A 12,269-nucleotide genomic window follows, 5' to 3' on the forward strand; every position below is an offset into this window, starting at 1 on the left:
AATGCGACCCATTCGCGTTCTGCCTCGGTCAAGCCGGCCTGCTGTCCGCTGCCAGAAGCTTTGCTTCGCCGTCAGCGCGAGGGGGCGCAGCAGGCGAAGCAATGACTTAAGATGCAAGCAGGGCGGTGCGCGCGATGCATCTGGATGGGTGGCAGAGCCTCACTGCGCGCGGATGTTGGCGGCCTTCAGCACCGGCTCCCATTTGGCCGCCTCGGCATGCATATAGACATCGAAGTCCTTGGCGGAGGAGCCGACCGGCGCTGCGCCGATCTTGCTGAGCGTCGACAGCACGCCGGCATCCTGCAGCGCGGCCTTCAGATCGGTTTCGAGCCTGGACACGATCTCCGGCGGCATTTTTGCCGGCCCAAGAACGCCCCACCAGACCGAGACGTCGTAGCCGGGCACGCCGGCCTCGGCGATGGTCGGCACATCCGGCAGCGCCTTCGAGCGTTCGGCGGAGGTTACCGCCAGCGCGCGGACCGGGCCGCCTTCGAGCTGGCCGATCGCTTCGGCAAGCGGATTGATGCTGAGAGGAATCTCGCCGGCGATCACGGCCGTCAACGCCGGTGCGCCGCCCTTGTAGGGGATCGCGACGATCTTGGTGCCGGACATATATTTCAGCAGCTCGCCCGCAAGATGCGCCGAGGTGCCGTTGCCGGACATGCCGTAGGAGAGCTTGTCCGGCTCCTTCCTGGCGGCGGTGAGGAGATCGCCGAGTGTCTTGTAAGGGCTGTCCTTGGCCACCACGATCGCGAGCGGGGACGAGGCGACCTCGGTGATTGCGGTGAAATCCTTGAACGTGTCGTAGGGCACGCTCGAATAGATGAACTGGTTGAGCGGATGGCCGCTCGCGACCAGGATCAGAGTGTAACCGTCGGGTGCGGATTTTGTCAGCGTCTGCGAGGCGACGATGCCGCCCGCGCCAGGACGGTTGTCGATCACGGGCTGCTGCCCCCAGGTCTTGGCCAGCGCCTGGCCCAGCGTGCGCGCGAGCACGTCGACTGCTCCACCCGCTGCATAGGGCACCAGGATGTGGACCGGCTTGCTCGGATAATTTTCCGCCCGCGCCGCGCTCCCCGTCAGCAGCAGGCCGACACCCAGCATCAAACCGCCGATCTTCTTGTTCAAACCCAACATATTTCCCAGCACTCCTTAAGGGCATTCACGCGCCTGCCGGCGGTCTCCAAGCCGGCTCGACTCTATCCATGATCCATGGTTTTTGTTGACGAGACCTGATCTTTTGTACGATAGTACAAATCACATGATACGCAAGCCCACCAGCAAGGAAACGGCACGCAAGCCGAACATGCGCGAGGCGATCCTCGCCGCGGCCGAGGAGCTGTTCGCCACCAACGGCTTCAATGCCGTGTCGGTGCGAGATATCGCGCATGCCGCCGGGGCCAATCCGGGCAGCGTGACATATCATTTCAAGACCAAGGACGGTCTGCTGCTGGAGATCTACCGGCGACATTGCGGGCCGATGAACCTGCGCCGTTCCGAACTGCTTGCCGCTGCCAGGCGCGTGCGCGATCTCCAGGACCGGCTGGAGGCGATCGTGCGCGCCTATGTGGTGCCGGCCTTCACTTCGGGCAGCGACCTTGCCGGCGGGGGCGCGCGCTTCACGCGGCTGCGCGCGGTGATGTCGGCGGAAGGCAACGAGGTCGCGCGAAAGATCATCGCACAGACCTTCGACGACACCAGCCACGCCTTCATCGACGCGATCCACGAGAGCCTGCCGCATATTCCGCGTACCGATATCGTCTGGCGCAGCCATTTCTTGCTGGGTGCACTCTATTATTCGCTGGTGACGCCGGAACGCGTTTCGCGCCTGTCGCGCGGCGAGGCCGACGGCAGCGATGCCGCAGGCGCCATCGAGCAATTGGTGCAGGCGACTGTCGCCGCATTGCAGGCGCCGGCGTTGGACCAGGTCGCGCCGGCGCGGCGGCGGCCGGTCGCCAGCAGCAAGACTTGAAACAAGCGGTTTCGCTTCGGCGGTTCACCTGATGACGATGATGTACACGCCGACCATTCCGCCGCCCGATCCGAATACGCGCACGCCGAAGTTCAAGCTGCCGAAGCTGTCCTGCGACGCGCATTGCCACATCTTCGGGCCTGCTGCGAAATATCCTTACGCGCCGGATCGTTCCTACACGCCGCCCGACGCGCCGCTGGAGGATTTCCGCATCCTGCACGCTAAGCTCGGCGTCGAGCGCGCCGTCATCGTCAATGCCAGCGTGCACGGCACCGACAACACTGTCGCGCTGGATGCCATCGCGCAGAGCAACGGCGCCTACCGTGCCGTCGCCAATATCGACGATACTATCACCGAACGTGGACTTCGCGTGCTGCACGATGGCGGCTTTCGGGGCTGCCGCTTCAACTTCGTGCGCCATCTCGGCGGTGTTCCCGACAAGCGCGTCTTCGACCGCATCGTGGCGATGGTCACGCCGCTCGGCTGGCACATCGATCTGCACTTCGATGCGATCGACCTGCCGGAATATGCCGACATGCTGACAAAGCTGCCGCTGAGCTACACCATCGATCACATGGGCCGGGTGAAGGCTGCTGACGGGCTCGATCAATTGCCGTTCAGGATTTTGATCGAGCTGATGCAGCGCGACGAGAAGTGCTGGGTCAAGATCTGCGGCTCGGAACGGGTCTCCTCGGCCGGTCCGCCGTTCACGGATGCGGTGCCGTTCGCGCGAAAGATCGCCGAGACCGCGCCAGACCGCGTCATCTGGGGCACCGACTGGCCGCATCCGAACGTCAAGGTGATGCCGAATGACGGCGATCTCGTCGATCTGATCCCGCTGTTTGCGCCGGAGCCGGAATTTCAGGAGAAGATCCTTGTCCAGAATCCGGCGCGCTTGTTCGGGTTCGAGGCGTGACGGCGTTCTCGCGATCGACAGGCTGTGCGGGAATCCGTTGCCGGCGCTGCGCCGGCCAATGCATGTGAACGGAAGGAGCAACCCATGAAAACAGGTCTCGTCGTCACCGCGCATCCCGGCGATTTCGTCTGGCGCGCCGGCGGTGCCATCGCACTGCATGCGAAGAAGGGCTATCGGATCAAGATCGTCTGCTTGTCCTTTGGCGAGCGCGGCGAGAGCCAGTTCGCCTGGAAGGAAAAGGGCGCCACGCTGGAATCGGTCAAGGCCGGCCGCAAGGACGAGGCGGAGCGGGCGGCCAAGCTGTTGGGGGCCGAGATCGAGTTCTTCGATTGCGGCGATTATCCGCTCAGGCTGACAGAAGCGCATTTCGACCGCATGGTCGACATCTACCGCGAGCTCAATCCGAGCTTCGTGCTGACGCACGCGCTGGAAGACCCCTATAATTTCGACCATCCGAACGCAGCGCATTTCGCGCAGGAGACGCGCGTGGTCGCGCAGGCGATGGGCCACAAGCCCGGCGCGCAGTACAAATACTCTGCGCCGCCGGTGTTCCTGTTCGAGCCGCACCAGCCCGAGCAGTGCAACTACAAGCCGGACACGATCCTGAAGATCGACGAGGTCTGGAAGGAGAAGTACGAGGCGTTCCAGATCCTGGCCGCACAGAAGCATCTCTGGGGCTATTACGAGCGCGTCGCGCTCAACCGCGGCATCCAGGGCAGCCGCAACACCGGCGTTCCCATGACCTATGGCGAGGCCTATCAGCGCCTGTTTCCGACCGTCGCGCAGGAACTCGCATGAAGCCGGTCGTCGTTCGCAACATCAAGCGGGCCGATCCCGCTAACATGGCGGAGTACGGTGTCTCGACCGTACACGAGGCCTATGGCCGCCTCGGCCTGATGAAGCCATATTTGCGTCCCGTCTGGCCGGGCGCGGCGATTGCGGGGCCTGCCGTTACGGTGCTGGCGCAACCGGGCGACAACTGGATGATCCATGTCGCGGTCGAGCAATGCAGGACAGGCGACGTCCTCGTCGTCGGCTGCACCACTGACAACACCGACGGCATGTTCGGCGAGTTGCTTGCGACGTCGCTGCAGGCGCGCGGTGTGCAGGGGCTGATCATCGACGCCGGCTGTCGTGACGTCAAAGCGCTGCATGAGATGCGCTTTCCAGTGTGGTCGCGCGCGGTATCGGCCAAGGGGACGGTGAAGGCGACGCTCGGCTCGGTCAATGTCCCCGTGGTTTGCGCCGGTGTGAACGTCGACCCCGGCGACATCGTCGTGGCCGATGACGATGGCGTGGTGGTGGTGCCGAAGCGCTATGCGGCCGAGGTGTCCGAAAGGGCGAAGAAGCGCAACGCGGATGAAGACGGCAAGCGTAAGCGCCTCGCCTCAGGCGAGCTCGGCCTCGACATGTACAACATGCGCGAGGCCTTGGCGAAGGCCGGCCTTGTCTATGTCGACACTCTCGAGGACGTCTGAAGCAAGTCACGGAGCGGGCGGATGAATCGTCTCAAGCTGAAGGCCGTGCTCGGCAGCCATCCTCACGTCAAGGCCGTGAAGAGCGGCGAGCTCCGCGCCGATCTGTTCGATCTCGACTTCATCGAGTACACACCGACCAACACGGCGTTCAAGCCGATGGTGCGCGAGCAGGCCTTCGACGTCTGCGAGATGGCGATCGTCACCTATCTGATGGCGAAAGCGCATGGCAAGCCGCTGGTGCTGCTGCCGGCGACGATGCTGGGCCGTTTCCAACATTCCTACGCGTTGTACAATCCCGCCCAGGGAACGCTCGGTCCGTCCAACCTCGAAGGCAAGCGTGTCGGTATCCGCTCCTTCACGACCACGACGGGCGCCTGGATCAGGGGCATCCTCGCCAACGACTACGGCGTCAAGCTCGACAGGATCCGCTGGGTGACCTTCGAGGATCCACACGTGGCCGAATATGTCGACACCACCGCGCGCGCGCCGAAGGACAACAAGATCCTGCAGATGCTGATTGACGGCGAACTCGATGCCGTTCTCGGCGAGACCTTTGATGATCCCAAGCTGAAGCCGCTGTTCCCTGATCCCGCCGCCGAAGCCGCCAAATGGTATGGCCATCGCGGCGTCGTGCCGGTCAACCATCTCGTGGTCGTGACCGAGCAGCTTGCGAAATCGCGACCCGACGTGGTCGCGGGCGTCTATGATCTGCTCAAGCGGAGCAAGGAGCGGGCAGGGCCCGCGGCGACGCCCGACCTCGTTCCGTTCGGGATCGAGGCGAACAGGAGATCGCTCGAGCTGATCGTCGACTACGCATTCCAGCAGGCGCTGATCCCGCGGCGCTACGCGGTCGAGGAGCTGTTCGACGCGACGATTGAAGGACTGAACTGATGGCAGGTGATCCCAGGCGCTGGCAGATCGGGCTGGTCGGATACGGCGAAGTCGGCAGGATCCTTGCCGAGGATTTGCGCCAGCAGGACATCAAGGTCGCCGCCTACGACCTCAAGCTCGGAGGCGAGCAGAGCGCTTCGCTCAAGGAGCATGCAGCGAAGTTCGGCGTGACCCTCGTCGCCTCTCATGCCGCGCTGACCGCGAAATCCGACTTCATCATCTCGGCGGTCACGGCAAGCCAGGCCGTTCCGGTCGCAAAGGCGTGCGCGGCTGCGATCAACCAGGGCACCTGGTTCCTCGATTTCAATTCGGCCTCGCCCGCCGCCAAGCAGCGTGCGGCTGCGCTGATCGACGGCGCCGCCGGTCGCTATGTCGAGGGCGCGGTGATGACCTCGGTGCCGCCTTATCGCATCAAGGTGCCGCTGCTGCTCGGCGGTCCCGGTGCGAGAGAGCTCGAGCCGCTGCTGAACGCGATCGGTTTCGCGGCGAAGGTCGCGAGCGATGAGCTCGGCGTGTCGTCGGCCGTGAAGATGTGCCGGAGCATCATGATCAAGGGCCTCGAGGCCATGGTCATCGAAAGTTTTACCACCGCGCGCGCTTACGGCGTCGAGGATGCGGTGCTGGCGTCACTCGTGGAAACCTTTCCCGGCATTGATTGGGAGGAGCAGGGCGCCTACGTCTTCCAGCGTGTGATCGAGCACGGCCGTCGCCGCGCCGAGGAGGTGCGTGAGGTCGCCGAAACCGTGCGCGAGGCGGGTTTGACGCCATGGTCCGCGCAGGGCACTGCCGAACGACAGGCCTGGGTGGCTGATCTCGCCGATGAAGGGCTGTTCGGCGCCAGGGGCACGAAAGAGTTCGCCCGCAGCGCGGATTGGCGGACCGAGGCGGACCGAATCCTCGCGAAGATCAATCGCACCAAGTAGTCAGCTCAGGACCGCGCCGCTTTCCTGAAAGCTCACGACCTGATCGCGGGCGCGTTCAATCAGGTCGATCAGATTTCTCGATTTGCGGACGAGCTGTTCGGTAGCCGGCTGCGTGCGGAATTCCGCCAGCACGGCGTGAACGCATTTGCTGGCGGCGTCGAGCGTCCAAAGCGTGCGGTTCACGTCGTCCTGCGTCTGGATCGCCAAGATATCGAGACCAGAAAGAACCTGGCCGATGCCGTCGAGCCGCTTCACCGCCGTATCTGCGGGCGCCTGGGCCTGGACGGAATGATAGTCGATGCTGCTGAATGCGCTGAACATGCCGATACTTCCACACTGAACGGAGATGGTCAGTGCAGATCGTAGTTATTATCGGCGTCACCGGTCTCGCAACGCGTTTGGCTACGGTCCGGGATTCTACCGATCTCGGGTGGGCTCGAGCCGCGGTAAAGTCGAACTGAAGTAGCTCCACGGCCAGACGGGTCTCCCGACGATCTGACCGCTGGAAGGGCGTCGACCTTGTCAGCGGACGGAACGCTCCTCCGGCGTCGCGACGGATGCGGAACGTCCCGCGTGCGGCGTCACGCGATGTCCGGGATATCGAGCGGAACCGCTCTCAGTTCTTGGGATTGAACAGGATGGGCCGCTGCCGCGCAAATGTCTTTCGGCCGGCCTTGAAGCCCATCAGGACGTCGGGTAGCTCGGCGACAGCGAAGCGGCTGTCTCGTGTATCGAGCACGATGAGGTCGGCGGGATTGCCGATCTTGATGCCGTAATCACCAAGGTTCATCAGCCGGGCCGGCAGTTCGGTCACGAGATCGAGGCAGGTGTCGAAATCGCTCACCGAGGCGTGTGCGACGTTGGCATAGAGATTTGCCATGCGCAGCAGCGAGGCGTCGCCGAACGGCGTGAAGGGATTGAGCACGTTGTTGGTCGCGACCGAGCACATGACGCCGTCGCCCGCAAGCTTGTGGGCGAGCGTCAGCCCGCGTGGCGCGTTGTGGGTGGCCTCGCGCCCCATCAGATAAAGATCGGTCGCGGGTAGCACGGTGACGGCAACGCCGGCCCTTGCCAGTTGCGCGGTGGCAACCTTCATGCGTTCCGGCGGCAGTGCGGAGAGTTTTGTCGCATGGCCGATCGCGACACGTCCCTGATAGTTGCGCCGCTCGGTCTGCCGGCAGACCTCGTCGAGATGCCACCAGGAGGGATCGAGGTCGAAATCGAGATGGAGATCGACGTCGACGTCGAATTCCTGCGCGAGATCGAAGATGCGCTCGAGATGCGCATTCGGGTCGGTGTCCATGTAGGGACAGCCGCCGATGGCTTCCCCGCCATTGCGCAACGCCTGGATCAGCAGTTCCTCGGCTCCGGGATCGTTGGTCAGGCCCTCCTGCGGGAAAACGCAGAGTTCGAGGTCGATCGCCCAGGCATAGTCGCGCTTCAGCGACTTGATCGCCTCGAAGCCGCGCAAGCCGATGCGCGGATCGATCTCGACATGGGTGCGCATCCGCATCGTGCCGTACGCGATGGCGCGTTCGAGCACGCTTGCGCCGCGCGCGTAGACGTCCTCGACCGTGAAATCCTTCTTCATCCCGGCCACAGCGCGGATTGCCTCCGAGACGCTGCCGTGATCGTGCCCGCAGCGGCCGAGCAGGCAAGCCTTGTCGAGATGGATGTGGGTGTCGACGAAGCCGGGCAGGGCGAGGCGGCCGCCGACCTCGACGGCCTCGCAGGAAAGCCCTTCGCAGCTCAGCTTTGGCGCGATCGCGGCGATGCGGCCGCCTTTCACGCCGATATCGACGGGTGCGGCGGATGAGCGCAACAGCGCGTTGCGGAAGATCAGGTCGAAGGCGGTCTCAGTGGTCATGGTGTCGGATTCAGCCTTGGCAACCTAGCGGAAGCTGGAGAAACAGGCAGCTCCAGATTGTGTGCAGTTGTGGGCTCGATTGTTCAAAAAATGTGCATGCACTTTGCGTCCTCGATCGTAAGATATCTCCTACCTGGAGAACCCCGCTATGTCCGCCCCCGCAGAAGCCGCACGCCCGATGACGGACGCCGAGATCGTCGAGGCCTATCTCACGGCGTCGATGATCCCCGATCCCGATGCCGCGGCGGCCTATATGAAGCCGGGCACGGTGATCACGTTCACCGGCGGGCGCGCGTTCGACCATCCGCGCGGGCCGACCGGCTTCAACGCGAAACGTTATCGCTGGGTCAAGAAGAAGATGGATCGGTTCGATGTCTGCCCCGGTGCGGACGAGACCGTCGTCTACAGCGTCGGCACGCTCTACGGCGAATGGATGGACGGCACGCCATTCGAGGGCAATCGCTATGTCGATCGCTTCGTGGTGAAGGGCGGCCAGATCGTGAAGATGGACGTGTGGAACGACAGCGCCGAGCGGATCCTCGTTCAGCGCGGCATCGAGGCTTAGCCCCTCCGCGCGATTTTCGGCAGCTTGACGACGCGATCGCTCGTCACCTCGTCGGCATAGGGCGCGAGGATATCGAGCAGATCGCGGCCGCGCTGGGGAGTCGGGGCCACCAGCGCGCGGTTGGCCACGGAATCAAGGTGATGGTGCATCAGCTCCATCACCCTGGCCTCGTCGCCCTTGGCGAGCGCGGCGATGATGGCGCGGTGCTCGTTGATGGCACATTCGCTGGAATGCGGCCGGCTGTAGAGCGACAGCGTCAGGCAGCAGCGATAGGCGACCTCGCTGACATAGCGCACCAGGATCGGACTGTTCGTCATGTGGGCGAGCAGGATGTGAAATTCGGTAGCGAGCCGGATCGAGACCGCATCCGTGCAGCCGCGCGCCCGATCCTCGGCGTCGACATGTGCGTTCAGCTCGGCGATCTGCGCCCTGGTCAGCCTGCCCGCGAGCTGGCGCACGACGAGCCGCTCGAGCTCGATGCGGATGTCGAAGGCATCGCGCGCCTCCTGCCAGCTCGGCGTCGCCACCACCGCGATCCGGTTGCGGCGGAGCTCGACCAGGCCCTCTGCGGCGAGCTGGCCCAGCGCATGGCGGGCAATGGTGCGGCTGACGCCGAAGCGTTCGCCGAGCGCGTCCTCGGGCAGTTTTGCGCCGGGCTCCAGCGCCTGCTCGATGATCGCGCGCCTGAGTGCGCGGCAGATCACGCTGACCTTGTCCGACGATTCAGAAGTCTTGCTGCTCGCGCGCGCCGCCATCGGCGAATCCTTGGGATGGGTCTGAGCCTCTGTTTAGCACAGTCCCGCTGCGATCCGGCGCTCCAATTGCATGCAGTTTGATGTCCGGATTGCCTAAATCGACTCCGGCCGTTCGCCGGGGGCATTTGGCAAATCATTGATTTTGCGATAACCGCTGGCTGGCACCCAGCTTGCATGCACTTTGGCTGTGATGCGCATGCAACCCAACGCCCAATTTGACGGCCAGCCCGTTCCCGAAGGCGCCACCGCCACGGCCATCGAGCTGTCCGAGGCTTCCGTGACCTTCGGGCGCGGCGACCGCGCCGTGCCCGCCCTGTCGAAGACCACCCTGAAGATCGCCGACGGCGAGTTTGTCGCACTGGTCGGCCCGTCAGGATGCGGCAAATCGACCATTCTACGTCTCGTCAGCGGCCTCGTGCAGCCGACCAGCGGCGTCGTCATCGTGGGTGGCCGCGAAGTCGCGGCGCGCGCGATGCGGGTCGGCATGGCCTTCCAGAATCCGACCATGCTGCCGTGGATGACCATCGAGCGGAACATCATGCTGCCGCTGAAGATCGTAGAGCCGTTCCGCTCGAATTTTCGGAAGCTGCGCAAAACCGAATTCCGTGACAAGGCCAACGCGCTGCTGGAGCAGGTCGGCCTCAACGGCTTCGGCAACCGTTATCCCTGGCAGCTCTCCGGCGGCATGCTCCAGCGCGCCAATCTCTGCCGCGCCCTGATCCACGAACCGCGCATGCTGCTGCTGGATGAGCCGTTCGGCGCGCTCGACCAGTTCACCCGCGAAGAGCTGTGGGCGATCCTCCAGAACCTCTGGATGACGCACAAGCCGACGGTGCTGCTGGTGACGCACGATCTACGCGAGGCTGGCTTCCTTGCCAGCCGCATCTGTGTGATGAGCGCGCGCCCTGGCCGCATCCTCGACGACAGCCGCGTCGGGTTTGCGCGCCCGCGCACCGTCGCCATGACGTTCGAGCCGGAATTCGTCGCGCTGAACCAGAAGCTGCGGACCTTCATCGAGGATGCGCGCAGCGCGGCTGAGCAGGAGGCAGGCTGATGTTCGGGATCGATGTCAGGCAGAAGGCGTGGTCGGCGGGGCTGATCGTGTTGTTCTTCGTCGCCTGGGAGCTGTTCTGCCTGATGACGGGCATGTCGGATCTCGTGCTGCCCCGACCCTCGCAGGTGTTCTTGACGTTGTTCCAGCGCTTCCCGGTGCTGTGGCCGCACATCGTGCAGACGCTGGCCACCACCATGTTCGGCTTCGTCCTCGGCGTCGCGCTCGGCGTCGCCCTCGGCGCGATCATCGGCGTATCGAAGACGGCCTATGACACCTGCTATCCGCTTTTGATCGGCTTCTCTTCGATCCCCAAGGTCGCGGTGGTGCCGATCTTCGTGCTGTGGTTCGGCTCCGGCACGGTGCCGGCGGTGCTGACCGCACTGTCGATCTGCTTCTTCCCGATCGTCGTGAATATCGCCACGGGCCTTGCGACCACCGAGCCCGAGCTCGAGGACGTGCTGAAGGCGCTCGGCGCCAGCAAGCTCGACATCCTCTGGAACGTCGGCCTGCCCAGGACCATGCCCTTCTTCTTCGCTTCGCTGAAGGTCGCGATCTCATACGCTTTCGTCGGCGCGGTGCTGTCGGAGACGGTCGCCTCCAACCGCGGCATCGGCAACGTCATGATGACCGCGTCCTCCAATTTCAACGTGCCGCTGGTCTTTGCCGGCCTGTTCGTGCTCGCCGGGCTCGGCGTCGCACTCTACGTCGTATTCTCGTTGATCGAGGGGCGGGTTACCGGCTGGGCGACGCGCAAGAACGACGTGATCGCAACCTGAATTCCTGAACCGTCACGCAACGAAGCTGAGGAGGTCTCGATGTTGAGGAAATTAAGTGCGGCGCTGGTGGGGTTGGCGCTGTCCGCAGGAGCCGCCATGGCGGAAGAAACTACGATCAAGTTCACGCTGGGCTGGAAGACCCAGGGCAGCGACGCTGCGTTCTTCTATGCCAAGGACAACGGCCTCTTCAAGGAGGAGGGCCTCAACGTCATCATCGACCAGGGCGAGGGCTCCGGCGCCACCGTCACGCGTGTGATGTCCGGCGCCTATGACGCCGGCTTCGGCGACGTCAACGCCATCATCCAGAACGCCTCGAGCAAGCCGCAGGAGGCGCCCGTCATGGTCTACATGATGTGGAACCAGCCGCCGTTCGCGATCGTCGCCAAGAAGACCAGCGGCATCAACACCATCAAGGATTTCGAAGGCCATACGCTCGGCGGCGCGCAGGGCACGCCGACGACGCGCCTGTTGCCGGTGTTCACCCGCAAGAACGGGCTCGACGGTGAGAAGATCAAGATCTCCAACATGGCGCCGAACTTGCAGGAACCCATGCTGATCAAGGGGGATATCGATGCAGCGCTCGTCTTCAACATCACCAGCTATTTCAACCTGGTGCTCAACCGCCAGGATCCGGACAAGGACTTCAAATGGTTCTCGTTCGGCGAATATGGCCTCGATCTCTATTCCAACGGCGTGATGGTCTCCCGGAAGCTGATCGCCTCGAACCCGAAGGCGGTCGCGGGCCTGGTGCGCGCCATCAACAAGGGCGCGATCGCGGTCGCCAAGGACCAGAATGCCGGCATGAAGGCGGCGATGAACTACGACAATCTCATCAACGCCGATGTCGAGAAGCGCCGGCTGCAATATTCCTTCGAGAAGCTGATCGTCTCGCCGGAGATGAAGGAGATCGGCATCGGCGATATCAAGGACGACCGCATGACGCGCGCCATCGGCATCGTGGTCGAGGGCTATCAGCTCGCCCGTGCGCCGACGCCCGCAGAGGTGTTCTCGCGCGAATTCCTGCCGCCGCGCGCTGAGCGGGAGCTGGTGTATACTGCCAACTGATTTTGGA

At 63.9% G+C, this 12,269-nt stretch carries 14 protein-coding genes; 10 read left to right on the forward strand and 4 right to left on the reverse strand.

Features of this window, described 5'->3' with window-relative positions:
* Positions 1 to 159: 159 nt before the first annotated feature.
* Positions 160 to 1,137: a tripartite tricarboxylate transporter substrate binding protein gene (locus tag ABIG06_RS27465; RefSeq protein ID WP_370139326.1), complete on the reverse strand. Its 978-nt coding sequence runs from the start codon at positions 1,135 to 1,137 to the stop codon at positions 160 to 162.
* 124 nt (positions 1,138 to 1,261) lie between these two features.
* Between ABIG06_RS27465 and ABIG06_RS27470 the strand changes: the two genes are divergently transcribed.
* From ABIG06_RS27470 to ABIG06_RS27495, 6 genes are all read left to right on the forward strand, one after another.
* On the forward strand, positions 1,262 to 1,972 hold the full coding sequence (locus ABIG06_RS27470) for a TetR/AcrR family transcriptional regulator (RefSeq protein WP_124158695.1): 711 nt from the start codon (positions 1,262 to 1,264) through the stop codon (positions 1,970 to 1,972).
* 31 nt (positions 1,973 to 2,003) lie between these two features.
* Positions 2,004 to 2,888, forward strand: a complete 885-nt coding sequence (locus ABIG06_RS27475) for an amidohydrolase family protein (RefSeq protein ID WP_370139327.1) — start codon at positions 2,004 to 2,006, stop codon at positions 2,886 to 2,888.
* A gap of 84 nt (positions 2,889 to 2,972) precedes the next feature.
* Positions 2,973 to 3,686 carry a PIG-L deacetylase family protein gene (locus tag ABIG06_RS27480; protein ID WP_370139328.1) on the forward strand — a complete coding sequence of 238 codons (714 nt, stop codon included), beginning with the start codon at positions 2,973 to 2,975 and terminating at the stop codon, positions 3,684 to 3,686.
* Positions 3,683 to 4,366, forward strand: a complete 684-nt coding sequence (locus tag ABIG06_RS27485) for a 4-carboxy-4-hydroxy-2-oxoadipate aldolase/oxaloacetate decarboxylase (protein ID WP_370139329.1) — start codon at positions 3,683 to 3,685, stop codon at positions 4,364 to 4,366. The genes ABIG06_RS27480 and ABIG06_RS27485 overlap by 4 nt, the downstream gene beginning before the upstream one ends.
* Positions 4,367 to 4,387: 21 nt before the next feature.
* Positions 4,388 to 5,257, forward strand: a complete 870-nt coding sequence (locus ABIG06_RS27490) for a hypothetical protein (RefSeq protein WP_370139330.1) — start codon at positions 4,388 to 4,390, stop codon at positions 5,255 to 5,257.
* On the forward strand, positions 5,257 to 6,180 hold the full coding sequence (locus ABIG06_RS27495; RefSeq protein ID WP_370139331.1) for an NAD(P)-dependent oxidoreductase: 924 nt from the start codon (positions 5,257 to 5,259) through the stop codon (positions 6,178 to 6,180). Before ABIG06_RS27490 ends, ABIG06_RS27495 begins: the two co-directional genes overlap by 1 nt.
* On the opposite strand, the gene ABIG06_RS27500 is transcribed toward ABIG06_RS27495, so the two are convergent.
* Complete coding sequence (locus ABIG06_RS27500) at positions 6,181 to 6,501, reverse strand: hypothetical protein (RefSeq protein WP_124158701.1); 321 nt, start codon at positions 6,499 to 6,501, stop codon at positions 6,181 to 6,183.
* A 295-nt stretch (positions 6,502 to 6,796) separates the two neighbouring features.
* Positions 6,797 to 8,047, reverse strand: coding sequence for an amidohydrolase family protein (locus ABIG06_RS27505; protein WP_370139332.1), 1,251 nt, complete (start codon positions 8,045 to 8,047; stop codon positions 6,797 to 6,799).
* Between the two features lie 148 nt (positions 8,048 to 8,195).
* Between ABIG06_RS27505 and ABIG06_RS27510 the strand changes: the two genes are divergently transcribed.
* The gene (locus ABIG06_RS27510; RefSeq protein ID WP_370139333.1) at positions 8,196 to 8,612 is read left to right on the forward strand and encodes a nuclear transport factor 2 family protein; all 417 of its coding nucleotides are present in this window, start codon (positions 8,196 to 8,198) and stop codon (positions 8,610 to 8,612) included.
* On the opposite strand, the gene ABIG06_RS27515 is transcribed toward ABIG06_RS27510, so the two are convergent.
* Complete coding sequence (locus tag ABIG06_RS27515; protein WP_370139334.1) at positions 8,609 to 9,367, reverse strand: GntR family transcriptional regulator; 759 nt, start codon at positions 9,365 to 9,367, stop codon at positions 8,609 to 8,611. The two genes, ABIG06_RS27510 and ABIG06_RS27515, sit on opposite strands and share 4 nt — an antisense overlap.
* A 196-nt stretch (positions 9,368 to 9,563) precedes the next feature.
* Between ABIG06_RS27515 and ABIG06_RS27520 the strand changes: the two genes are divergently transcribed.
* Genes ABIG06_RS27520 through ABIG06_RS27530 form a run of 3 tightly spaced genes read left to right on the forward strand, consistent with a single transcriptional unit; the run spans position 9,564 to position 12,262 of the window.
* Positions 9,564 to 10,421, forward strand: a complete 858-nt coding sequence (locus ABIG06_RS27520) for an ABC transporter ATP-binding protein (RefSeq protein WP_245454425.1) — start codon at positions 9,564 to 9,566, stop codon at positions 10,419 to 10,421.
* Positions 10,421 to 11,197, forward strand: a complete 777-nt coding sequence (locus ABIG06_RS27525) for an ABC transporter permease (RefSeq protein ID WP_370139335.1) — start codon at positions 10,421 to 10,423, stop codon at positions 11,195 to 11,197. Before ABIG06_RS27520 ends, ABIG06_RS27525 begins: the two co-directional genes overlap by 1 nt.
* Before the next feature lie 39 nt (positions 11,198 to 11,236).
* Positions 11,237 to 12,262 (forward strand): ABC transporter substrate-binding protein, encoded by a 1,026-nt coding sequence (locus ABIG06_RS27530; RefSeq protein ID WP_370139336.1) that lies wholly within the window; start codon positions 11,237 to 11,239, stop codon positions 12,260 to 12,262.
* Positions 12,263 to 12,269: the final 7 nt, after the last annotated feature.

Source organism: Bradyrhizobium sp. USDA 326, assembly GCF_049739485.1.
GTDB lineage: Bacteria > Pseudomonadota > Alphaproteobacteria > Rhizobiales > Xanthobacteraceae > Bradyrhizobium.

What these genes read in the sequence shown, in the direction of transcription:
- ABIG06_RS27465 (WP_370139326.1), bottom strand. Translation starts at nt 1,137, where the DNA reads ATGTTGGGTTTGAACAAGAAGATCGGCGGTTTGATGCTGGGTGTCGGC.
- ABIG06_RS27470 (WP_124158695.1), top strand. Translation starts at nt 1,262, where the DNA reads ATGATACGCAAGCCCACCAGCAAGGAAACGGCACGCAAGCCGAACATG.
- ABIG06_RS27475 (WP_370139327.1), top strand. Translation starts at nt 2,004, where the DNA reads ATGACGATGATGTACACGCCGACCATTCCGCCGCCCGATCCGAATACG.
- ABIG06_RS27480 (WP_370139328.1), top strand. Translation starts at nt 2,973, where the DNA reads ATGAAAACAGGTCTCGTCGTCACCGCGCATCCCGGCGATTTCGTCTGG.
- ABIG06_RS27485 (WP_370139329.1), top strand. Translation starts at nt 3,683, where the DNA reads ATGAAGCCGGTCGTCGTTCGCAACATCAAGCGGGCCGATCCCGCTAAC.
- ABIG06_RS27490 (WP_370139330.1), top strand. Translation starts at nt 4,388, where the DNA reads ATGAATCGTCTCAAGCTGAAGGCCGTGCTCGGCAGCCATCCTCACGTC.
- ABIG06_RS27495 (WP_370139331.1), top strand. Translation starts at nt 5,257, where the DNA reads ATGGCAGGTGATCCCAGGCGCTGGCAGATCGGGCTGGTCGGATACGGC.
- ABIG06_RS27500 (WP_124158701.1), bottom strand. Translation starts at nt 6,501, where the DNA reads ATGTTCAGCGCATTCAGCAGCATCGACTATCATTCCGTCCAGGCCCAG.
- ABIG06_RS27505 (WP_370139332.1), bottom strand. Translation starts at nt 8,047, where the DNA reads ATGACCACTGAGACCGCCTTCGACCTGATCTTCCGCAACGCGCTGTTG.
- ABIG06_RS27510 (WP_370139333.1), top strand. Translation starts at nt 8,196, where the DNA reads ATGTCCGCCCCCGCAGAAGCCGCACGCCCGATGACGGACGCCGAGATC.
- ABIG06_RS27515 (WP_370139334.1), bottom strand. Translation starts at nt 9,367, where the DNA reads ATGGCGGCGCGCGCGAGCAGCAAGACTTCTGAATCGTCGGACAAGGTC.
- ABIG06_RS27520 (WP_245454425.1), top strand. Translation starts at nt 9,564, where the DNA reads ATGCAACCCAACGCCCAATTTGACGGCCAGCCCGTTCCCGAAGGCGCC.
- ABIG06_RS27525 (WP_370139335.1), top strand. Translation starts at nt 10,421, where the DNA reads ATGTTCGGGATCGATGTCAGGCAGAAGGCGTGGTCGGCGGGGCTGATC.
- ABIG06_RS27530 (WP_370139336.1), top strand. Translation starts at nt 11,237, where the DNA reads ATGTTGAGGAAATTAAGTGCGGCGCTGGTGGGGTTGGCGCTGTCCGCA.